The organism is Erwinia sp. AC075, from assembly GCF_979253995.1.
In genome coordinates, this window is the sequence record NZ_CEEDEU010000001.1 from 4,216,770 (window position 1) to 4,238,353 (window position 21,584).

Genomic DNA, 21,584 nt, shown 5'->3' on the forward strand with positions numbered 1-21,584 from the left:
TGAAAACGGGCGGAAGGATCCGCCCGTTAATGCCACTCAGTAGAAAGAGTGCTCGCCGCGCTGGTGTTCAGTCAGATCGCGTACGCCTTTCAGCTCAGGGAAAGCCACCAGCAGTTCTTTTTCGATGCCTTCCTTCAGGGTCACATCGACCATAGAACAACCGTTACAGCCGCCACCAAATTGCAGGATAGCGTAACCGTCATCGGTGATTTCCATCAGCGAGACTTTACCGCCGTGGCTGGCCAGCTGTGGGTTGATGGTCGCCTGGAGCTGGTACTCAACGCGTTCAATCAGCGGGGCATTATCGTCCACCTTACGCATTTTGGCGTTAGGCGCTTTCAGCGTCAGCTGAGAACCGAGGTTATCGGTAACGAAATCGATTTCCGCCTCTTCCAGATAAGGGGCGCTGAGTTCATCAATATAGGCCGACAGCTTTTCAAACTTCAGTTCGGTGTCGGTGGCTTCTACTGCATCGGGTGGGCAGTAAGAGACGCCGCATTCGGCTGTTGGCGTACCTGGATTGATTACGAATACACGGATTTGTGTGCCATCTTCCTGTTTCGACAGCAGTTTTGCGAAGTGCTCTTGCGCAGAATCAGTAATTAGGATCATGGCGATTGCTCAATAGTTTATACAATTAATTAACGATATTACGCCCATCGCCGACGCTCTACAAGGTTCGGCACAGGCTCCATACCTGCACGCTGGCCGCGCCTGCGGCCAACAAAATGCGGCTAATCTCTCCCACGGTGCTGCCGGTGGTGACCACATCATCTGTTAATGCGATATGCAGGCCTTTCACCGCAATTTCAACCCTGAACGCCCCACGCAGATTTCGTCTTCGGGCGGTGGCCAGCAGCTGGTGCTGGATCCGCGTTTTCCTGTGCCGGGAAATTCCCGCCAGGGCATAACGGCATTTAAGCCAACGGGCGAGATGGCGGGTCACGTCATCCATCTGATTATAGCCCCGTCGCCAGGCGCGTGATGGGTGTAAGGGTACACAGAGCAGCAGGTCAGGTCTGCGCAGCTTGTGCTTCCGGCGCGCATCTAACCAGCTTAGCAAAAGCAGCCTCGCCAGCATGGCTGAGAGTGCGGTGGCCTGGTAAAATTTTAACCGCTTCACCCAGTCACTGAGCGGTGGTCGCCAGTCGCTGACCATAATCATCTGGTGCCAGTAAGGGGGTTTCAGCAGGCAGGCGCCGCATTCCTTTCTGGCGCTGGCAGACGGCAGGCCACAGCGCGGACAGCAGGTGGGCAACGGCGGAAGGTGGCGCAGACAAACGCTGCAAATGCCGTGATGGGCAAACGTCAGCGGCATCTGGCATAGCCAACATGTGGTGGGCATTGGTAGCATAGCGGCCTCCATGGCAAAAACAGGACAATAACGGATGACACAGCTTTACTGGCAGACAATCGGCACCGGCGATCGCAATCTTGTGATGCTGCACGGATGGGGGCTGAATGCCGATGTCTGGCAAAACGTGGTTGAGCGACTGAGTCCGCATTTTTGTCTGCACCTGGTCGACCTGCCGGGCTACGGTCGCAGCAGGGATTTTGCGCCAATGAGCGTGGAGCAGATGGTCGCCACCCTGTTGCCGCAGGCGCCGGAAAAAGCGCTGTGGCTGGGCTGGTCGTTAGGCGGGCTGGTCGCCAGCAAGCTGGCCTTATTGCATCCTGAACGCGTCAGCGGATTGATCACCGTCGCCTCCTCGCCGGCGTTTTCTGCCGCAGATGGCTGGCCGGGCATCAAACCTGAGACGCTGGCGGGTTTCCAGCAGCAGCTCAGTGAAAACTTTCAGCGCACCGTCGAGCGTTTCCTTGCCTTGCAAACGCTGGGCACCGAAAGCGCCAGGCAGGATGCCCGCTTGCTGAAAAGCGTGGTGCTGGATCTGCCGGCTCCCGACAGTGCCGTGCTGGATGCCGGACTGGAGATATTACGCACGGTCGACCTGCGTGAAGAGATGAAAGCGCTGACGGTACCGCTGTTACGTATCTATGGCGCGCTGGATGGATTGGTGCCGCGTAAAATTGTGCCGTTGCTCGATGCCGCGTGGCCTGCCAGCCAGTCCACGATTGTGGAAAAAGCCGCGCACGCGCCGTTTATTTCCCATCCTGAGGTTTTCTGCCAGCAACTGATTGATTTCGGCTCGAAAAATAGCGCATAAACTTTGGCCAAAAACTGGCGAATTATTTATTACGGGTAATAATTACCTCTGTAAGCAGGATCGCTTACTGATTACCTCTGAGCTGTCAGGGAGTTGGCTCATTTTTCCCTCCCTGAATTCTCATCAAGCGATTGCTTATTCCTAACAACTATACAGGAGTGTCTTTGATGAAAATCTTTAAAACTGTTGCGATTAGCCTGCTGGTGGGCTCGGTTTCTTTTACGGCCATGGCGGCTAAAGAAGTGACCAAAGAAGAAGTTAAAACAATGAATCTCGAAAAAATTGGTACTGTGACCACTACCGCGGAAGCGACTTCTCCGATGGATGCTAAAAAAGATCTGTCTCAAAAAGCGGATGAAAAAGGTGGGAAATACTATCTGGTGATCGCCGGACGTGAGCACGGTAAATTCAGTGCTGCTGCCGACGTGTATAAGTAATTACCGGTATTAAAGGCCGCTGTAGCAGGGTTTAACAGGGGTCTGAATTTCTCTCTACAGGCAGGGTTTCCCTGCCTGTTGTTATTTCCGCATTCCCATCAGCTCTTCAGCCACATATAAGAGAGCGGCGTTAACGTCAGTGGTTTCTCACCGTCGAAAATCCGGTCGGTAATAATATCGCGATAGCGTCGGGCATCCGGCAGCGTATATGCGATCTCCCGGTTGCTGAGGTTATATATGCACAGCAACGTCTGATGATCTTTCTCGGACCAGCGATACATAACGAATAGCGCGTTATCACCTTCCAGTACCTGCATGGGATTATCCGGATGAAAGGCGGTTTGCCGGGTTCTGAGTTGCACCAGGCTGGCGAGTGCGTGATAAACCCGATAGCGCAGCGAATGGGTATCGCTTAATTCCGCTTCAATCTGGCTGAGGCTGTACTTCTGCCGGTTAATCGCCCGGTTATGTCCGGCGGCTTTCACCCCGTCCATATCGTTGCGCGAGCCCAGTATGCTCTGGATATAGAGCGCAGGCACGCCAGGAAACGCCAGCAACAGGGCGTGGGCCAACATAAATCGTTGCAGTCGGGTGCTGTCGTCATCGTCTTTTTTGTTCAGGGCATCCATATACGTGACGTTGATTTCGTAAGGGCTGGTGCTGCCATCCGGATTGTTTTTATACGAAACCAACGCCCCTTCCATCGCCAAATCCCTGACCAGCGAGACGATTTCGGTTTCCGGCAAAATGCCCCTTAGCGGATTCAGGCCGATGCCATCGTGGGACGCGAGGAAATTAAACCAGGTCGTCGTGCCGCCGGAGCCATCAAGTGAGGCTGCCCACTGCTTCAGTGCGCGTGCCGATCCGTTGTGAATGGCGTGTAGCACCAGCGGCGGCAGTGAAAACTGATACACCATCTGCGCTTCATCCTGGCCGTTGCCTAAATAGCTGATGTTGTCTTTGTGCGGCACGTTGGTTTCGGTGATGATCACCGTGCCTGGCGCCACGGCATTGGCGATGGCGCGAAACAGTTTGACCAGCAGGTGGGTCTTTTCCAGATGGATGCAGGAGGTTCCGGGCGTTTTCCACATATAGCCAACGGCATCCAGCCGGACATAATCGGCCCCTTTTGCCAGATAATCCAGCAGCACGTTGACCATGCTCAGCAGCACTTCAGGATTGGCAAAATTGAGATCGATCTGGTCGGCGCTGAAAGTGGTCCAGATAAAGCGGGTGTCACCGTCTGCCATCTGAAACGGCGTCAGTAACGGCGAGGTTCTTGGACGCGTGACCGCACTCAAATCGGTGGACGGTGGCATGCTGATAAAGAAATCATCCCAGCCCGGCTCCTGCGCCAGAAAATGCCTGAACCATCCGCTGTGGGCGGACATATGGTTGCAGACAAAATCAAACATCAATCGCGTCTGGCCGTGCAGTTCGGCGATATCTGACCAGTCCCCGCAAATCCCGTTGACCTGATGGTAATCAATCACCGAAAAGCCATCATCCGATGAATAAGGGAAAAAGGGCAGCAGGTGAACCAACGTAAAGCTGGACTGCAAATGTTGCTGATAGAAGCGTGAGAGGGTACGCAACGTGGGCGTATCGGCCTCGCGGAACTGATCGGCGTAGGTGATCAGCACCACGTCTTTTTCATCCCAATGCGCTTTACGCTGATGATTCAGTTCGTTGCGGGTGCGCAGAATAGCATCCGCCAGCTTTTCCCTGCAGACGAGGGGAAAGGTGCCGTCGTAAATTTTGTCGAGTAAGGGAGTAATGTTATCCATTGAGATGCAGTGAGCCGCCGCATTTATCCACAGCACGATAGTTTTCACTGTAGACCGTTGAAGCAGAATCGCAACTTCAACGGCCAGACGCTCAGCGTCTCGTCAGGGAAATCAGTGGCAGCGCCCACTTTTGGTACAGCCCGCACACGGTGAGTGGCTGACGACGCTCAATGACAGACGTTCCGGCGGTAAGGTCAGGGTTTTCAGCCGCAGCCACAGCAGCAGATTGAAAGCGGCAACGGCCAGTAAAATCAGGCTGCTGGATTGAGGATGATCGCTAAAGGTGGCCAACTGATAAAACGCGGTTGCCAGCGAGTAAGCCAGATTCAGCCCCCAGCCAATCGAGAAAAACATCCAGCGGCGACTGCTTTCCCGCGCAATGGCACCCATCACGGACACACAGGGCACGTAAAGCAGCACGAAGATCAGATAGCTGTAAGCGGCGGCGGCACTGCCGAATTTGCTGTGCATCACCCCCATCGCGCCGGTCGCCATTTCGCCGTCGCCCTTACTGGCTTCAACCGGATTCAGCAGCACGCTCAGGCTGAAGGTCTCTTTAACCCCGTCCCAGGTTTCTGTCAGCGCGTCTTTCAGCTCACTGGTCAGGCTGAAGCTGGCAGCGTCAAACGGCTGCTCGTGCAGGGCTTCAGCGGTGTACAGCGTGTTCAGCGTCCCGACCACCACTTCTTTCGCCATCGCGCCGGTTACCAGGCCGACCGTGGCCTGCCAGTTATCCGGCTGCACACCCATCGGCGACAGCAGTGGCGTCAGGGTGCGGCTGACGGTAGCCAGCGCCGAATCGTTGATGCTGTCCACCGGCTGACCACTGAACGAGAAACTGTTCAGCGCACCAATCAGCACGCTAACCACCACGATGACTTTGCCGGCCCGCAGCACAAAACTTTGCAGCCGCTGCCAGGTTTGCAGCAGCAGACTTTTCAGATGGGGCACGTGCCAGGTCGGCAGCTCCATCACAAACGGCGACGCTTCCCCACGCAGTAAGGTTTTTTTCAACAGCAGCCCGGTCACAATGGCAGCGACAATGCCCAACAGATAAAGACTGAACACCACCAGCGAGCCGCTTTTGCCGAAGAAGGCGGCAGCAAATACGGCGAAGATCGCCAGCCTGGCACCGCAGGACATAAACGGTGCCATCAGCACGGTCATCAGGCGCTCGCGCGGCGCATCCAGCGTGCGGGCGCCCATCACCGACGGCACATTGCAGCCAAAACCGACAATCAATGGCACGAAGGATTTGCCGGGCAGACCCAGCGCCTGCATCAGACGATCCATCACAAACGCCGCGCGCGCCATATAGCCGGAGTCTTCCATCAGCGAGAGGAACAGATACATCAGGCCGATTTGCGGCACCAGCGGCATCACGGTATTGATACCGCCGCCAATGCCCTGTGCCAGGAACAACGTGAGCGGCAGCGGGAAGTGCGCCATGGCCCCAAGCCACTGCGTGCCGTGAATAAATATCGCTGCCGATCCGATCTCAAACAGCGGTTGCAGCGCGCCGCCAAGGTTGATGGCAAAGAAGAACATCAGGTACATGACGCCAAAGAAAATCGGCAGGCCGAGCCAGCGGTTGAGAACCAGGCTGTCGAGCCGGGTTGAAAGCCGGTGCGCGGTTGCCCGATGCGGCACGGTCACCGCGTCACACACCGCATCAATGGCCTGATAGCGGGCTGCCGCAATTTTCAGCGGCGCTTCCGCCAGGTCAGGGAACGTTTGCAGCAAGGCTGCGGCGTCGCTGGCCTGGGAGCGGCTGTAGATATCGCCTTCAAGCAGCTGTAACGCCAGCCATCGGCGTTGTACCGGCGATCGCTCGCCGTGCATGGCGTCACTCAGCGTGGCCACCTGCGCGAGGATCCCGGCGGGATAGCTGACCGCAAACTGCCCGGCACGCCGTGAATGGTCATCAATTGCCTGCTTAAGCTGTTCAATGCCCTGCGCGCGAGTGGAAACAAGCGGAATAACCGGGCAGCCGAGCTGCTTTTCAAGGGAAGGAATATCAATATCAATCTGCTGGCTGGCGGCGATATCCAGCATATTCAGAGCGATGATGCAGGGCACGCCCAATGCCTGCAGCTGCTGAGTCAGCCATAGGTTACGGGCCAGATTGCTGGCGTCGACCACGTTGATCACCAGATCGGCTTCGCCGCTTAACATGTAGTGACAGGCAATCTGCTCGTCAAGTGAGCTGTCGGCAGAAAGGGTGGTGAGGGAATAGGTACCGGGCAGATCGACCAGTTGCACAGCATAGCGTTGCGTCGCGAACTGCCCCTGTTTGCGCTCGACCGTCACCCCAGCCCAGTTGCCTACTCGCTGCCGCGCGCCGGTTAACTGATTAAACAGGGTGGTTTTACCCGAGTTCGGGTTGCCAATCAGGCCAATGGTGCAGGTTTTCATCTTCATCGTCCCCTCAGCGCTGAGGCTCCAGTTGCAGGAAAGCCAGGTCTTTTTTCCGCAGCATCAGGCTGACGCGGCGAACTTCGATCTGCACCGGATCGCCCAGCGGGGCAATGCGCTTGACCTGAAAATGGGCGCCGGGCAACAGCCCAAGCGCCAGCAGTTTCTGTCGGAACGCGGCGCTGACGGAGGGAGAGAAGCTGACGATTTTATAGTACTGCTGCGGGACGATCTGCATAGTTCCACCTGGCGGCGGGAGGCGCCGTGATATTCAACGGTGGCAATTATAATGAGAACGATTCACGCTCTTATTGATGCAGAACAAGCTTGAGGGGAGCGAAACTAAACACAGGTGAAATGACGCGCGGACCGGCAGATCCGCGCGTGTTGCTTAGCGTTTCTTGCCGAACGCCGCGGCCAGCGCATCACCCATCGCGCTGTTGTTGCTGACTGCGGGCTGAGCCGCCTGCCGTGGACGCGGTTTGCCCTGAGCGGGTTTCGCGTTGTCACGGCCGGCATTGCCGCCGCCGCCACGGCGAGCGTTGCCTTCGCCTGGCTGCTCATCAAGACGCATAGTCAGCGCAACGCGCTTACGCTGCAAATCGACTTCCATCACCTTCACCTTAACGATATCACCCGCCTTGACCACCTTGTGTGGGTCATCGATGAACTTATCTGACAGCGAAGAGATATGCACCAGACCATCCTGATGCACGCCGATATCGACGAAGGCGCCAAAGCCGGTGACGTTCGTGACCGCGCCTTCCAGCACCATGCCGGGCAGCAGATCGTTCATGGTCTCGATACCTTCTGCGAACTGGGCCGTTTTAAACTCAGGACGCGGATCGCGGCCCGGTTTTTCCAGTTCTTTGATGATATCGGTGACGGTCGGCACACCGAACTTCTCATCGGTAAAGTCGACGGCACGCAGGTTGCGCAGCTCGGTAGGGTTGCCCATCACGTCATTCAACGCCTGCTGAGTGGCGGCCAGAATGCGCTGCACCACCGGGTAGGCTTCCGGGTGAACCGTTGAGGCATCCAGCGGGTTATCGCCCTGGTTAATGCGCAGGAAGCCCGCGCACTGCTCAAAGGCTTTCGGTCCCAGACGGCTGACTTTCAGCAGCTGCTGACGATCCTGGAAACGGCCGTTCTCGTCGCGCCAGCTGACAATGTTCTGCGCCATCATCTTGCTCAGGCCCGCCACGCGGGTCAGCAGTGGCACGGAAGCGGTGTTCAAATCAACGCCAACGCCGTTCACGCAGTCTTCGACCACCGCATCCAGCTTCTTCGCCAACTGGCTCTGGCTGACGTCGTGCTGATACTGGCCAACCCCGATGGATTTCGGGTCGATTTTCACCAGCTCAGACAGCGGATCCTGCAAGCGGCGGGCAATCGACACCGCACCACGGATGGACACGTCGAGGTCAGGGAATTCCAGCGCGGCCAGTTCAGAGGCGGAATAGACCGATGCGCCGGCTTCACTGACGATCACTTTCTGCGCCTTGACCTGCGGATACTGCTGTTGAATATCCAGGTAGAAGCGCTCGGTTTCACGGGACGCGGTGCCGTTGCCGATGGCAACCAGCTCAACGTTGTGTTTTGTGCACAGCGCCGCCACGGCCGCCGCGGCTTTTGCCGTCTGGCCGGTATGCGGATAAATGGTATCGGTCGCGACCAGCTTGCCGGTGGCATCAACGATCGCCACCTTCACGCCGGTACGCAGACCCGGATCGAGGCCCATGGTGGCGCGCATGCCTGCCGGTGCCGCCATCAGCAAATCGTGCAGGTTACGGGCAAAGACGTTGATCGCTTCATCTTCGGCGCGTTCGCGCACGGTGCCCATCAGCTCGGTTTCGAGGTGCAGCAGCACCTTGATGCGCCAGGTCCAGCTGACCACCGCTTTACGCCAGCCATCAGCCGGTGCGTTGTTCAGGCGCAGCTGCAGGTGATCGATAATGATCTGCTCGCCGTGGCTTTCACGCGGCGGCTCATCGAACTGCGGATCGGGATTCAGTGACAGCTGCAGGATGCCTTCATTGCGGCCGCGAAACATCGCCAGCGCACGGTGGGATGGCGCGGTGGCCAGCGCTTCGTGGTGATCGAAGTAGTCGCGGAACTTCGCGCCTTCCTCCTGTTTGCCGTCGACGACGCGCGACACCAGGTGGGCATGTTTCCACAGGTAGTCACGCACTTTGGCCAGCAACGAGGCGTCTTCAGCGAAGCGTTCCATCAGGATATAGCGCGCGCCATCAAGGGCGGCTTTGGTGTCCGCAACGCCTTTATCGGCATCGACAAAGGTCGCGGCCAGTTGCTCAGGGTCGTGTGAAGGATCTTGCCACAGCGTGTCGGCCAGCGGTTCCAGACCGGCTTCAAGCGCAATCATTCCGCGCGTGCGGCGCTTTTGCTTATAAGGCAGGTAAAGGTCTTCGAGTTCGGTTTTGCTCAGGGTGTTGCTGATGGCGGTGCTCAGCTCATCGGTTAACTTGCCCTGGTCGCCGATGGATTTCAGAATCGACTGGCGTCGCTCTTCCAGCTCCCTGAGGTAGCTCAGGCGGGTTTCCAGCATACGCAGCTGGGTATCATCCAGCCCGCCGGTCACTTCCTTACGATAACGTGCGATAAACGGCACGGTATTCCCTTCATCCAACAGACGGACAGCGGCATCAACCTGTTCTGCTCGCGCCTGCAGCTCACTTGCAATAATGCGGCTCAGCGAATCTTTCATCATCGGTTACTTTATGGCTTATAGACAGCGGACAGTTATACGGATTGCAGGCGGAAATTGCCAGTCGCCGGGCGACACTCAGCGCCCACATCCGTGTGATTAGGATTGTTTAACGTAGTCGATCGCCACTACATACCAGTGCGCATCGCCAACCGGCGTAGGCACCACCGCTAAATCGCCGACCTCTTTCTTCAGCAGCGCGCGGGCCATCGGTGAATCGATTGAGATGTAGTCATTGCGGCCAAAAATCTCGTCGTAGCCGGCGATGCGAAAACGCTTCACGTCGCCCGCGTCGTTTTCAATCTCGACCCAGGCGCCAAAGAACACTTTGCCATCCTGCTGCGGCGAGTATTCCACGATGCGCAGCTGCTCGAGGCATTTGGTGAGATAGCGCACGCGGCGGTCAATCTCGCGCAGCCGTTTCTTGTTGTACTGGTAATCGGCATTTTCACTGCGGTCACCGAGGCTGGCCGCCCAGGTCACCTTTTTGGTCACTTCAGGCCGATCTTCCCGCCAGAGAAAGTCGAGTTCCTGCTTCAGCTTGTCGTAACCTTCGCGGGTAATCAGTTGGGTTTTCATCGTAATCCATTTCTTTCACGGGAATGCTGCGACTATTTTGTTGTGCGGCGCGCACTGATGCAAATCCCTTCTGCATTTTTCTGCCCGCGCTTACTGTTTGTTTGTTCTGACTATTCGGCATTGAAAAGCTGTGCATTAGCGCAGGTTTTTCAGCCAAAATTAAAGATAAGCTGCTGTTTAATATGCTTTGTAACAATTTCGGCTAGAATATAAACCATTATTGACTGTTACATTCAGGCATCTTTTTTGAAAATAATAGCTCGGGCAATTGCGCCTTTGGGAGTATCGACATGCAAGAGAACTACAAAATTCTGGTCGTGGATGACGACATGCGTTTACGTGCGTTGCTGGAACGCTATCTGACCGAACAGGGTTTCCAGGTGCGTAGCGTGGCGAACGCTGAGCAGATGGATCGTCTGCTGACGCGTGAATCCTTCCACCTGATGGTGCTGGACCTGATGCTGCCTGGCGAAGATGGCCTGTCTATCTGCCGCCGTCTGCGCAGCCAGAGCAACCCAATGCCGATCATCATGGTGACGGCGAAAGGCGAAGAAGTGGATCGTATCGTTGGCCTGGAAATCGGCGCTGATGACTACATTCCAAAACCGTTTAACCCGCGTGAGCTGTTGGCCCGTATCCGTGCCGTTCTGCGTCGTCAGGCGAATGAACTGCCGGGCGCACCGTCGCAGGAAGAAGCGGTAATCGCTTTCGGCAAGTTCAAGCTGAACCTCGGCACGCGTGAAATGTTCCGTGAAGACGAGCCTATGCCACTCACCAGCGGCGAGTTCGCCGTGTTGAAGGCACTGGTCAGCCACCCGCGTGAACCGCTGTCCCGCGATAAGCTGATGAACCTGGCGCGTGGCCGTGAATACAGTGCGATGGAACGTTCGATTGACGTGCAGATCTCCCGCCTGCGTCGCATGGTGGAAGAAGATCCGGCGCACCCACGCTATATCCAGACCGTTTGGGGCCTGGGCTACGTCTTCGTGCCGGACGGCAGTAAGGCATGAGGCGGATCCGCTTCTCTCCCCGCAGTTCCTTTGCCCGTACGCTGCTGTTGATCGTGACCCTGCTGTTTGTCAGTCTGGTCACGACCTATCTGGTGGTGCTGAACTTTGCCATCCTGCCAAGCCTGCAGCAGTTCAACAAAGTGCTGGCGTATGAAGTGCGAATGCTGATGACCGATCGGTTACAGCTGGAGGATGGCACGCAGCTTGAGGTGCCACCTGCATTCCGCCGTGAGATATACCGCGAGTTAGGCATTTCGCTGTATACCAATGCGGCGGCGGAAGAGAGCGGATTGCGCTGGGCGCAGCATTACGAATTCCTCAGCCAACAGATGGCGCAGCAACTGGGTGGGCCGACCGACGTTCGCGTCGAGGTGAATAAAAACTCCCCGGTGGTGTGGCTGAAAACCTGGCTGTCGCCGGATATCTGGGTCAGGGTGCCGCTGACGGAAATTCATCAGGGGGACTTCTCGCCGCTGTTCCGCTACACGCTGGCGATCATGCTGTTAGCGATTGGCGGTGCCTGGCTGTTTATCCGCATCCAGAATCGACCCCTTGTGGAGCTGGAGCACGCCGCAATCCAGGTGGGTAAAGGCATTATTCCGCCGCCGCTGAGAGAGTACGGAGCGTCAGAAGTGCGCTCGGTTACCCGGGCGTTTAATCAGATGGCGTCTGGCGTTAAACAGCTGGCCGATGACCGCACGCTGTTAATGGCGGGTGTCAGTCATGACCTGCGAACGCCGCTGACGCGTATCCGTCTGGCAACCGAGATGATGTCTCAGGAAGATGGCTATCTTGCTGAGTCGATCAATAAAGACATCGAAGAGTGCAACGCCATCATCGAGCAGTTTATTGATTATCTGCGTACCGGCCAGGAGATGCAGTTTGAGCGTGCGGACCTGAATGGCGTACTCGGCGAAGTGGTCGCGGCGGAAAGCGGCTATGAGCGTGAGATTGAGAACGAGGTGATGACCAGCGAACTGATGGTCGATATCAACCCGCTATCCATTAAACGTGCGGTGGCCAATATGGTGGTGAACGCCGCCCGCTATGGTAACGGTTGGATAAAGGTCAGCAGCGGCAGCGAGTTGCAGCGCGCCTGGTTCCAGGTTGAAGATGATGGTCCGGGCATCCGGCCCGATCAGCTGAAGCACCTGTTCCAGCCGTTTGTGCGCGGAGACAGCGCCCGCAGCACCAGCGGAACGGGATTAGGTCTGGCGATTGTGCAGCGTATTATCGACGCGCATCAGGGATCGCTGGAGATTGGTGACAGCGATCGCGGTGGGTTGCGCATTCGTGCCTATCTGCCTTTGCCACCGGCCAACAGCCTGCCGGCACCGCCCGTCGCGTAACGGTTAAATCTGTCTGTAAAAAAAGGGCTTAGTCGATGACTAAGCCCTTTTTGAATTACAGCTGCGGACCGGCTTTGATTAACGCCTCACCGGCCGGCGTATCGGTGTATTTATCGAAGTTATCAATAAACCGCTGGGCCAGATCGTTGGCTTTCCCTTGCCACTCGGCTTCATCACTCCAGGTGTTTCGCGGATCGAGAATATGGCTATCCACACCCGGCAGCGCGACAGGCATCTGCAGATTAAACACCGGCAGCGTCACGGTTTCGGCTGTCGACAGCTCACCGCCCAGAATGGCGTTGATAATCGCCCGCGTATCCTTAATGGAGATGCGCTTGCCGCTGCCGTTCCAGCCGGTATTGACCAGATAGGCTTCCGCACCGGCCGCTTCCATCCGCTTCACCAGCACTTCGGCATACTGCGTTGGATGCAGCGTCAGGAAGGCCGCACCGAAACAGGCGGAGAAGGTCGGCGTAGGTTCGGTCACGCCGCGTTCGGTGCCCGCCAGTTTGGCGGTGAAACCCGACAGGAAGTGATACTGGGTCTGATCGGGGCTGAGCCGTGAAACCGGCGGCAGCACGCCAAACGCATCGGCAGTCAGGAAGATCACTTTACTGGCGTGGCCCGCCTTAGAGACCGGCTTCACGATGTTATCGATGTGCTCAATCGGGTAGGAGACGCGGGTGTTTTCGGTCTTGCTGCCGTCATCGTAATCCACGGTGCCATCGGCACGGATCACCACATTCTCCAACAGGGCGTCGCGTCGAATTGCCTGATAAATTTCCGGTTCAGCCTGTTCAGACAGCTTGATGGTCTTGGCATAACAGCCGCCTTCAAAGTTAAACACGCCGTCATCGTCCCAGCCATGTTCATCATCGCCGATCAGCTGGCGCAGCGGATCGGTAGAAAGCGTGGTTTTACCGGTGCCGGAGAGGCCAAAGAACACCGCCACATCGCCTTTTTCGCCGACGTTCGCCGAGCAGTGCATCGAAGCAATGCCCTTCAACGGCAGCAGATAGTTCATGATGGCGAACAGGCCTTTCTTCATTTCGCCGCCGTACCAGGTGCCGCCAATCAGCTGAATACGTTCCGTCAGGTTGAAGGCAACAAAATTCTCGGAGTGCAGTCCCTGTTTTTGCCAGTGTGGATTGGTGCATTTAGCGCCGTTCATCACCACGAAGTCCGGCTCAAAGGTGGCCAGCGCGGCGTCATCCGGGCGGATAAACATGTTTTTCACAAAGTGCGCCTGCCAGGCCACTTCAGTGATAAAGCGCACGCAAAGTCGGCTATCGGGATTGGCGCCGCACCAGGCATCCACCACAAACAGGCGTTTGTGTGACAGTTGCTTCGTGACGAGGGATTTCAGGGCCTGCCAGTTTTCCTCAGAGAGCGGCTGGTTGTCGTTCTTACCTTCGCCCCGATCGTTCCACCACAGCGTGTCGCGGGTGGTGTCATCGCGGACGATATATTTATCTTTGGGTGAGCGGCCGGTAAAAATGCCGGTATCGACGGCAATGGCGCCAGATTGTGTCTGAATGCCTCGTTCACAACCGGACAGTCCTGGACGGGTTTCTTCATGAAAAAGCGTTTCATAATCGGGGTTATGGACGATTTCAACCGTGTCCGTGATGCCATAAGCGACGAGGTCCTGCGGGGTCAGATCACGCATGTTACTGCTCCTTTATCGGCTCTGTGCTGCAACGTAGTGTAGGGTAATGGAAGACCATTAACCGTGATGTTCCGCATATCCATCCTCATGCGGAAAACACGATCGCGCGCAGTCTACACGTGTGAAGATGCAGTGAAAGGCAAAAGCAGCAGAAATGAGAAGCAGCGCGTGAAGAGAGGAAGGGGCAGGGCCAGGCCGGTTAAGGCCTGACCATTTCGTGCATATTAACGCATCAGTTTGCGACGCGAGTCGCATCAATGAAGCTGATCGTTACTCGCGGAAGAACCGTTACGAATCGCCGCAATATCCACCGCGTCGTAGGTATAGTGGCTGCCGCAGTAGTCACAGTGCATGTCGATTTTGCCATCTTCGGCAAGGATTTCGTCCACTTCGGCTTCTGGCAGCGTCGCCAGCACTTCGCCACAGCGCTCGTGCGAGCAGGTGCAGCGGAAGCAAACGTCTTGCGGATCGAAAATCGTCACTTCTTCCTGGTGATACAGGCGCCACAACACATCATTCGCCGGCAGGCCGAGCAGCTCGTCGGTTTTGATGGTTTCGGTCAGCGTGGCCAGATGGGTGAAGTCATCCGGGTTAGCATCCTGCGCCGGCAGCACCTGCAACAGGATCCCGCCCGCGCCCTGCTGGCCTTCGATTTCGCCGGTACGGATAAACAGGCGCGTTGGCAGCTGTTCAGAGCGCATAAAGTAATCTTCCAGGCACTCCGCCAGCGTCTCGCCTTCCAGCCCTACCACGCCCTGATAACGCTCACCTTCCGCCGGGGAAATGGTGATCACCAGGTAGCCGTTGCCGACCATCTCTTTCAGCGTGCTTTCTGCCGCAATCTCACCCTGCATACGGGCAACACCGCGCATTTCCTGGCGGTTATTGCCGTTGATGACCGCCAGATTCAGCGGGCCATCGCCCTGCAGCTGGACGGTGATATCGCCGTCAAACTTCAGCGTGGCGGTCAGCAGGCTGGTGGCAACAAGCAGTTCGCCCAGTACTTTCTGCACCGGTAACGGATAGTCGTGGCCTTTGATGATTTCACGCCAGGTGTCGGAAACGGTAACCAGTTCGCCACGCACGGCATGGTTTTCGAACAGGTAACGGTGCATTTGATCTTGATGAGCCATGATTCTCTCTCGTTTGGGCGGATTACTCGTCGCCAGAATTTTTAAATTTCATTAAGTCCCGTCGCTCTTTTTTATCCGGGCGGCGGTCGGGATGCGGCATGGTCAGCGCGTTCATTTTTCGCGCCAGCGCTATCTTTTCCCGTTTCTCAATACTTTGAGCCGTCTCTTCGTACATCAGCTGAGCTTCCACCGCCGGGCGGCGCTGTTCGCTGATGGCCAGCACGATCACGGTACGTTCATCATTTCCCTGCCGGAGCGTCAGTTCAGCATTCAGCTCAACGATTTTACTCGGCTTGCTGCGCTGACCGTTGTAGTGGACTTTGCCACCCTCAATCATCTGGCGCGCTGCAGAACGGGTTTTGTAGAAGCGAGCGGCCCACAGCCACTTATCCAGCCGAATCGCCTCTGCGGATTTCTCTTTCATCGCTGCTCCTTGATGGGAATACCCCTATGTATGGGTGAATCGCTGGAATTCAAGGCGCTTCATCGCAGGATAATCAGGGGAGTCAGAAGGGGAGGCCATTCGCCTTGTCAGCCTTAAAAATAGCATAAAACTGACCGGCTCAGAATAACGGGCGAATGCTCTGGCTGGTGCTCAGCGAGGGGCTGAAGCACTTATCGTAATAGGTTTGGATGGCAATCAGGCGCTGGCGATTACCGTGGATGCGCTTCAACGCCAACAGGCCGTTGATCACAAAACTGAGCGTAACCACCAGCAGCAGCAGGCTGGTGCCCAGATAACGCCACAGCGTCAGTTTGTCCGGTGCGCTGTGCAGCGCGATATGACGCGTGCCGTTAGCATCGGTGGTGATATTGGTGACGATGCCGCTGGCGTAAAACTGGGTGTGCAGCAGCATGCCGGCCAGACGTTGCAGCTCGGGCCACTGGTCGGGTGCATTGAAATCAAACAGTGAAACGCTCGGTGCCGGTTGGTTTACTAGCTGCCGGCCTTCATCGCTGAGGATCAGGAAGCCGCCTGGCGGTGGGCTGTTCAGCGCTTCCGCCGCACGGCGCGTCTCGCGGTAGAAGAACGAAGAGGTGGCGGTATTTACCAGATTTTCCAGCGCTTCAGCACTGACCGGGCGCAGCAGCACATTCATGCCGTTCAGCGAGCCGGAATCCGCCCGGCGCACCAGCGTATCCCAGTCTTTGGCATTACCAAGGTTAACCAGCGCATTCTTCAGCCGCACGCAATCCTGATCCTGACTGCATAACTCCTGGGTTCTCAGCACGATGTCTGAGAAATCATCCAGCAGGATCATGCCGGATTTCTGAATAGCCGTTGCCAGTTGTGGGTTGAGCTTCGGATCGGTATTGCTTTGCGGGTGGAGCTGCATGCTGGTGGTGCTGAGCAGCGCGGTGGCTTTATCAATAATGTCGGACTGCGGCTGGGGCAGGGGAGCAGCGTTATTCCAGTAAACCGCCGAGCAGTCGAACGGCATAAAGGCGTAAGTGCGGTTGCCCTGATAGGTTGCCGGGATGGAACACATGCCTTCACCGTTGACCTTCAGGCTGTCACCGATATGCAGCGGCATTTTTTCCAGATCGTTGACCGTCTGAACCTGAACGCTTTCGGTGCCCTTCAACCACGCCAGGCTCAGCTTGAGCGGCATACTGAGCGGGATCCACGCAACCAGCAGCACCATTACCAGTAACGATCCTGCCGCCAGCACCAGATTCTTTTTCCAGCGCTGAATCGGGAAGTTGCGCACTTCATCCTGCAGCGAGAGGAAACGCCCCTGGCGGACAACCTGGCGGTTCAGGTAAATATCTATTTCAGTCGACTGGCCCAAATCAGTGGAGACGTAGGGCTGCCAGTGTGGCGGGTAAATCAGGTCAATGATGCCCAGTGAAATATTGCTGACCTGTCCCTGGTTCGATTCGCCGAACAATCCCCAGCGCTTAGGCGCGCCGCGCAGGCAGTGAATTTCGCGGAGATCTTTTTCGCCAGGACGACGGTAGAGGAACCAGCAGCTGACCGCAATCATCGCGGCGCCAGCCAGCACCAGCCACGGCATCAACAGTTCAGGGCCGACCAGACTGACAAAGAACAGCAGGAAGGCGATGCAGATTGCGGACGCTTCACGCGTGCCGTCCGGGCGGCTGAGGGCGTACTCTTCGGCGGTTTCCTTGCGCACGCTGACCAGCTCAATGTTTTCGCTCTCTTCTTTCCTGATCGAGGCGTTTTGCGACACCGGGCGAATAGCCGGGGCCAGCGCGGGCTGCTCATAAACGTAATTCACCAGCGAATGGCCATTTAACGAAATGACCAGCGGAATGGATTGCGTTTTGATCAGCTCAACGTAGTTCTCTTCAGCAATATACTGTTCCCACAACGGCGGCAAATGGACTTCTACCGCATCCAGGTAGTAACGCCATTTGTTAGGATCATCAGTGGAGAGGCCGTAGCGGGTAATCGAGCGGGTGACAGGGTAGACGTTGCTGCTTTGCGAGGTGAGGACCAGCGGTTCGGCCGTCCTGCTGGTACCACCGGGTAAGGTGTTATCACGATGTTTTTCAAGCAGGCTGATATAGCGCTCAACGGCTTTGCGCTCGTCGTCGCTCAGTTTACGAAATGGAGGACTGATGAATGGCAGTGGTTTCGCCAACGGCGGGCGATGCCGCATAGCGTACCAAAAGAAACATCCCGCTCCCATCGAGCAGGCCAGCATTACAGCCAATATAATGACTATTGTGCTCATGCTTCCCTCATTCCTGCCACGATGCTCCCGTCGTCATTATGATGATACCCGGCTTTGATCATATCGTTACCGACATTGTGGCGGGTTTAGACGGCTCTGGCAATCCGCTGTGTATACAAAAATAGCGCGCAAAATCATAAAATTAGATTATTAGTATAAGATTCCCTGTTGAGATGGTATCAACTCATTTGCCGCATCAGTATCGGCATAATCCTATTTTTACTGGTCCTGATTGACTTTTTTTAAAACTTTTCATGCTAGCCGACGCGCATTTGTTATAACTACGTAAAATAATCCATGCGATGATTGGCATCCCCACTCCGGTGCCGCACAATGGGGGTACGACGGTCAATATGCCGTGACTTACGGGCTATGACGCTCATTTTTTGGCTTTTTTCCTGGGGCCACTATGACCAGACAACTGCAGAAACCCAAAATCCTTAATGTGGAAGCCGTGGCACGCTCGCGCCTGTTCACCGTTGAGGCCGTAGACCTGGCATTCAGTAACGGTGCCCGTAGAGTCTATGAGCGGATGAAACCCACTGACCGCGAAGCGGTAATGATCGTGCCGATTATCGACGACCACATTATCCTGATCCAGGAGTATGCGGTGGGGCTGGAATGCTATGAACTCGGCTTTCCAAAAGGGTTGATTGACCCAGGCGAAACCCCGTTTGAAGCGGCAAACCGTGAGCTGAAAGAGGAAGCGGGTTTCGGCGCGGAAACGCTGGAAACGCTGGGTAAACTGACGCTGGCACCGTCCTATTTCTCCAGCAAAATGAACATCGTGGTGGCGGAAAAGCTCTATGAAGAGAAGCTGGAGGGAGATGAACCTGAACCCCTTCCGCAGCTGCGCTGGCCGCTGGATAACCTGCTGGGATTGTTACAAGAACCGGACTTCTGCGAGGCGCGTAACGTCAGTGCGCTGTTCCTGGTCCGTGAATGGCTGGTGAAGCAGGGCCGCATTCGCTATTAAAAAAGCGGGCACCAGGCCCGCTTTCGTTGATTCAGAGGGACGCGCCGGATAACGGCGCGTCCCTTTTTGTTGGCTTAACGATCAGAACAGTTCATGACTCTGGCCGTTATCCATCAGCGTGGTGCCGACATCATGCACGGAGTACTCGGTAGGCTGGGTGCCATCGATGAAGTATTCCTGACGGGTGTTGCCACCGCCATTCGCCAGCTTGCCGGTGCCACGGTCAATGGTCACCGTCACCACGCCTTCCGGCGGAGTCAGGGGCTGAACCGGCACGCCATCCAGCGCAGCTTTCATATACTGATCCCAGGCAGGCTGAGCGCTTTTCGCGCCGCCTTCATACCCTGAAATCTGATCCTTGATCGCACCCGACGCCGTGGTGCGACCCAGATCGCGACGGTGGTCATCAAAGCCAATCCACACCGAGGTCACCACGCCCGGGCCATAACCAGAGAACCAGGCATCTTTCGAGCTGTTGGTTGTCCCGGTTTTGCCGCCGATATCGTTGCGACCCAAATCACGACCTGCGCGCCAGCCGGTTCCCATCCAGCCTGGCTCGCCGAAGATGTTCGAGTTCATTGCACTCTTAATCAGGAACGACAGCGGCGTGTTGATCACGTGAGGCGCGTATTGCTGCTCACCATCCTGCTCGGCCTGCTTCTGCGAAACCTGCTCAAGCTGCGGCTGAGGAACGGCGGTCTTTTCACCTTCTTTCGAGACGGCAACGTTTTCCACGCTGTCTTCACTCAGGGCGACCGCTTTCTTGGTTTCGCCGTAAATGACCGGAAGATTGCACTCCGGGCAGGCGACCTTCGGTTTCTCTTCAAACAGGGTGTTGCCTTGCTCATCTTCGATCTTGCTGATGAAGTAAGGGTCAACCAGGAAACCGCCGTTAGCCATAACGGAGTAACCGCGCACCATCTGCAGCGGGGTAAAGGACGCGGAACCCAGCGCTAACGATTCGGTGTGAACGATGTTTTGTGCCGGGAAGCCAAAACGCTGCAGATATTGTGCCGCGTAATCGACGCCCATTGCGCGCATAGCCCGCACCATCACCACGTTTTTCGACTGTCCCAGACCCTGACGCAAGCGGATTGGACCATCGTAGGTTGGCGGTGAGTTCTTCGGACGCCAGTCAGAGCCGGCACCCGCATCCCAACGTGAAATCGGCACGTCGTTAAGGATAGAGGCCAGCGTCAGCCCACGGTCCATCGCGGCGGTGTACAGGAACGGCTTGATGTTCGAGCCCACCTGGCGCAGTGCCTGAGTGGCACGGTTGAATTTGCTCTGATTAAAGTCGAAGCCACCCACCAGCGCACGAACCGCACCGTTATGGGGATCCAGCGAAACCAGTGAGGAGTTCACATCCGGCACCTGACCCAGCGCCCAGCCGGAATCCACTTTGTAGACCCAAATTTGCTGACCGGCCTGAACCACTTCCGTCACCGATTTTGGCGTGCGGCCTTGTGCCGTGTCGGATTTGTATGGACGTGCCCAGCGCATACCCGCCAGATTCAGCGCGATGCTGCTGCCGTCACGCATGGTGACCGTGGCTTCATCACTGTTCGCCTCGGTAACCACTGCCGGGAACAGCGGACCATATACCGGCAATGCCTTGAGGGACTTGACGATTGCCGTGTGGTCCCATGGGTTCTGGCCCACTTTCCACAGCACATTCGACGGGCCACGGTAGCCGTGACGCATATCGTAGTTCATCACGTTGTCCTGCACCGACTTCTGTGCAGCTAACTGTAATTTACGGGTGATGGTGGTGGTGACTTTGAAGCCGTCGTTATAGGCGTTGTCGCCATAACGCTTAACCATCTCCTGACGAACCATCTCGGTCAGGTAAGGGGCAGAGAACGCAATTTCCGGCGCGTGGTAGTTGGCTTCCAGCGGGGTGTTGCGCGCTTCGTCATACTGCGCCTGAGTGATGTAATTCTGGTCCAGCATGCGACCCAGCACTACATTGCGGCGCTGTAACGCGCGCTCGTGTGAATACAGTGGGTTGAACGTTGAAGGGGCTTTAGGCAAGCCGGCAATCATCGCCATTTCGCTCAGCGACAGCTGATCAACGGTTTTGCCGAAGTAAACCTGCGCTGCGGCGCCCACGCCATACGCACGGTAGCCGAGGTAGATCTTGTTCAGATAGAGCTCAAGGATTTCGTCTTTATTCATCATCTGCTCAATGCGGATGGCGAGGAAAGCCTCCTTGATCTTACGCATCAGCGTACGCTCAGGGCTGAGGAAGAAGTTACGCGCCAGCTGCTGGGTGATGGTACTCGCCCCTTGTGACGCATGCCCGGACACCAGCGCCACGCTTGCCGCACGGAAGATGCCGATAGGATCGACTCCGTGGTGCTCGTAGAAGCGGCTGTCTTCGGTAGCGATAAAGGCTTTCACCATCACCGGCGGGATTTGCTGCAGTTTCAGCGGAATACGGCGCTTCTCGCCATACTGAGCAATCAGCTCATTGTCGGCGCTGTAAACCTGCATAGGCGTCTGCAAACGCACATCTTTCAGTGTGGCAACGTCGGGCAGCTGGGGCTCTATGTATTTGTACAAACCATAGACCGAGCCTGCTCCAAGCAAAATGCAACACACTGCAAGGATCAATAAATACTTTACGAACTTCAC

Annotated in this window: 17 protein-coding genes; 5 read left to right on the plus strand and 12 right to left on the minus strand. The window is 56.4% G+C overall.

Going from position 1 to position 21,584, the window contains the following annotated elements:
* Positions 1 to 36: 36 nt before the first annotated feature.
* On the minus strand, positions 37 to 612 hold the full coding sequence (gene nfuA / locus AC0IXH_RS19695; RefSeq protein WP_013204214.1) for a Fe-S biogenesis protein NfuA: 576 nt from the start codon (positions 610 to 612) through the stop codon (positions 37 to 39).
* A gap of 58 nt (positions 613 to 670) precedes the next feature.
* Positions 671 to 1,354, minus strand: a complete 684-nt coding sequence (gntX, locus tag AC0IXH_RS19700; RefSeq protein ID WP_041692147.1) for a DNA utilization protein GntX — start codon at positions 1,352 to 1,354, stop codon at positions 671 to 673.
* 34 nt (positions 1,355 to 1,388) lie between these two features.
* Between gntX and bioH the strand changes: the two genes are divergently transcribed.
* Entirely contained in the window at positions 1,389 to 2,165 is a 777-nt protein-coding gene (gene bioH, locus AC0IXH_RS19705) for a pimeloyl-ACP methyl ester esterase BioH (protein WP_471720881.1), read from the plus strand.
* Positions 2,166 to 2,332: 167 nt separating this feature from the next.
* On the plus strand, positions 2,333 to 2,602 hold the full coding sequence (locus tag AC0IXH_RS19710; protein ID WP_013204211.1) for a YdgH/BhsA/McbA family protein: 270 nt from the start codon (positions 2,333 to 2,335) through the stop codon (positions 2,600 to 2,602).
* A 98-nt stretch (positions 2,603 to 2,700) separates the two neighbouring features.
* Here AC0IXH_RS19710 and AC0IXH_RS19715 read toward each other — a convergent pair whose 3' ends face one another.
* The 5 genes from AC0IXH_RS19715 to greB form a co-directional block, all read right to left on the minus strand.
* Positions 2,701 to 4,389 carry a sugar phosphorylase gene (locus AC0IXH_RS19715; RefSeq protein WP_471721170.1) on the minus strand — a complete coding sequence of 563 codons (1,689 nt, stop codon included), beginning with the start codon at positions 4,387 to 4,389 and terminating at the stop codon, positions 2,701 to 2,703.
* A 111-nt stretch (positions 4,390 to 4,500) separates the two neighbouring features.
* Positions 4,501 to 6,804 carry a Fe(2+) transporter permease subunit FeoB gene (gene feoB / locus AC0IXH_RS19720; RefSeq protein WP_041692445.1) on the minus strand — a complete coding sequence of 768 codons (2,304 nt, stop codon included), beginning with the start codon at positions 6,802 to 6,804 and terminating at the stop codon, positions 4,501 to 4,503.
* Between the two features lie 13 nt (positions 6,805 to 6,817).
* A complete protein-coding gene (feoA, locus tag AC0IXH_RS19725) occupies positions 6,818 to 7,042 on the minus strand; it encodes a ferrous iron transporter A (protein WP_013204208.1) in 225 nt (74 codons plus the stop codon).
* A gap of 153 nt (positions 7,043 to 7,195) precedes the next feature.
* Positions 7,196 to 9,532: a Tex family protein gene (locus AC0IXH_RS19730; RefSeq protein WP_013204207.1), complete on the minus strand. Its 2,337-nt coding sequence runs from the start codon at positions 9,530 to 9,532 to the stop codon at positions 7,196 to 7,198.
* Between the two features lie 96 nt (positions 9,533 to 9,628).
* Positions 9,629 to 10,108 (minus strand): transcription elongation factor GreB, encoded by a 480-nt coding sequence (gene greB, locus AC0IXH_RS19735; protein WP_013204206.1) that lies wholly within the window; start codon positions 10,106 to 10,108, stop codon positions 9,629 to 9,631.
* Between the two features lie 290 nt (positions 10,109 to 10,398).
* Between greB and ompR the strand changes: the two genes are divergently transcribed.
* Positions 10,399 to 11,118 carry an osmolarity response regulator transcription factor OmpR gene (gene ompR / locus AC0IXH_RS19740; protein ID WP_001157751.1) on the plus strand — a complete coding sequence of 240 codons (720 nt, stop codon included), beginning with the start codon at positions 10,399 to 10,401 and terminating at the stop codon, positions 11,116 to 11,118.
* Positions 11,115 to 12,467, plus strand: a complete 1,353-nt coding sequence (gene envZ / locus AC0IXH_RS19745; RefSeq protein ID WP_013204205.1) for a two-component system sensor histidine kinase EnvZ — start codon at positions 11,115 to 11,117, stop codon at positions 12,465 to 12,467. Before ompR ends, envZ begins: the two co-directional genes overlap by 4 nt.
* Before the next feature lie 55 nt (positions 12,468 to 12,522).
* On the opposite strand, the gene pckA is transcribed toward envZ, so the two are convergent.
* The 4 genes from pckA to AC0IXH_RS19765 form a co-directional block, all read right to left on the minus strand.
* Complete coding sequence (gene pckA, locus AC0IXH_RS19750) at positions 12,523 to 14,136, minus strand: phosphoenolpyruvate carboxykinase (ATP) (protein WP_013204204.1); 1,614 nt, start codon at positions 14,134 to 14,136, stop codon at positions 12,523 to 12,525.
* A gap of 254 nt (positions 14,137 to 14,390) precedes the next feature.
* Positions 14,391 to 15,269: an Hsp33 family molecular chaperone HslO gene (gene hslO / locus AC0IXH_RS19755; protein WP_013204203.1), complete on the minus strand. Its 879-nt coding sequence runs from the start codon at positions 15,267 to 15,269 to the stop codon at positions 14,391 to 14,393.
* Between the two features lie 22 nt (positions 15,270 to 15,291).
* The gene (gene hslR / locus AC0IXH_RS19760) at positions 15,292 to 15,693 is read right to left on the minus strand and encodes a ribosome-associated heat shock protein Hsp15 (RefSeq protein WP_013204202.1); all 402 of its coding nucleotides are present in this window, start codon (positions 15,691 to 15,693) and stop codon (positions 15,292 to 15,294) included.
* A 139-nt stretch (positions 15,694 to 15,832) separates the two neighbouring features.
* Positions 15,833 to 17,971 (minus strand): intracellular growth attenuator family protein, encoded by a 2,139-nt coding sequence (locus tag AC0IXH_RS19765; RefSeq protein WP_346600140.1) that lies wholly within the window; start codon positions 17,969 to 17,971, stop codon positions 15,833 to 15,835.
* A 409-nt stretch (positions 17,972 to 18,380) separates the two neighbouring features.
* Here AC0IXH_RS19765 and nudE point away from each other — a divergent pair, with 409 nt between their 5' ends.
* The gene (gene nudE, locus AC0IXH_RS19770) at positions 18,381 to 18,947 is read left to right on the plus strand and encodes an ADP compounds hydrolase NudE (RefSeq protein ID WP_013204200.1); all 567 of its coding nucleotides are present in this window, start codon (positions 18,381 to 18,383) and stop codon (positions 18,945 to 18,947) included.
* A gap of 81 nt (positions 18,948 to 19,028) precedes the next feature.
* Here the strand turns inward: nudE and mrcA are convergent, their stop codons facing one another.
* Complete coding sequence (mrcA, locus tag AC0IXH_RS19775; RefSeq protein ID WP_013204199.1) at positions 19,029 to 21,584, minus strand: peptidoglycan glycosyltransferase/peptidoglycan DD-transpeptidase MrcA; 2,556 nt, start codon at positions 21,582 to 21,584, stop codon at positions 19,029 to 19,031.

What these genes read in the sequence shown, in the direction of transcription:
- nfuA (WP_013204214.1), bottom strand. Translation starts at nt 612, where the DNA reads ATGATCCTAATTACTGATTCTGCGCAAGAGCACTTCGCAAAACTGCTG.
- gntX (WP_041692147.1), bottom strand. Translation starts at nt 1,354, where the DNA reads ATGCTACCAATGCCCACCACATGTTGGCTATGCCAGATGCCGCTGACG.
- bioH (WP_471720881.1), top strand. Translation starts at nt 1,389, where the DNA reads ATGACACAGCTTTACTGGCAGACAATCGGCACCGGCGATCGCAATCTT.
- AC0IXH_RS19710 (WP_013204211.1), top strand. Translation starts at nt 2,333, where the DNA reads ATGAAAATCTTTAAAACTGTTGCGATTAGCCTGCTGGTGGGCTCGGTT.
- AC0IXH_RS19715 (WP_471721170.1), bottom strand. Translation starts at nt 4,389, where the DNA reads ATGGATAACATTACTCCCTTACTCGACAAAATTTACGACGGCACCTTT.
- feoB (WP_041692445.1), bottom strand. Translation starts at nt 6,804, where the DNA reads ATGAAAACCTGCACCATTGGCCTGATTGGCAACCCGAACTCGGGTAAA.
- feoA (WP_013204208.1), bottom strand. Translation starts at nt 7,042, where the DNA reads ATGCAGATCGTCCCGCAGCAGTACTATAAAATCGTCAGCTTCTCTCCC.
- AC0IXH_RS19730 (WP_013204207.1), bottom strand. Translation starts at nt 9,532, where the DNA reads ATGATGAAAGATTCGCTGAGCCGCATTATTGCAAGTGAGCTGCAGGCG.
- greB (WP_013204206.1), bottom strand. Translation starts at nt 10,108, where the DNA reads ATGAAAACCCAACTGATTACCCGCGAAGGTTACGACAAGCTGAAGCAG.
- ompR (WP_001157751.1), top strand. Translation starts at nt 10,399, where the DNA reads ATGCAAGAGAACTACAAAATTCTGGTCGTGGATGACGACATGCGTTTA.
- envZ (WP_013204205.1), top strand. Translation starts at nt 11,115, where the DNA reads ATGAGGCGGATCCGCTTCTCTCCCCGCAGTTCCTTTGCCCGTACGCTG.
- pckA (WP_013204204.1), bottom strand. Translation starts at nt 14,136, where the DNA reads ATGCGTGATCTGACCCCGCAGGACCTCGTCGCTTATGGCATCACGGAC.
- hslO (WP_013204203.1), bottom strand. Translation starts at nt 15,269, where the DNA reads ATGGCTCATCAAGATCAAATGCACCGTTACCTGTTCGAAAACCATGCC.
- hslR (WP_013204202.1), bottom strand. Translation starts at nt 15,693, where the DNA reads ATGAAAGAGAAATCCGCAGAGGCGATTCGGCTGGATAAGTGGCTGTGG.
- AC0IXH_RS19765 (WP_346600140.1), bottom strand. Translation starts at nt 17,971, where the DNA reads ATGAGCACAATAGTCATTATATTGGCTGTAATGCTGGCCTGCTCGATG.
- nudE (WP_013204200.1), top strand. Translation starts at nt 18,381, where the DNA reads ATGACCAGACAACTGCAGAAACCCAAAATCCTTAATGTGGAAGCCGTG.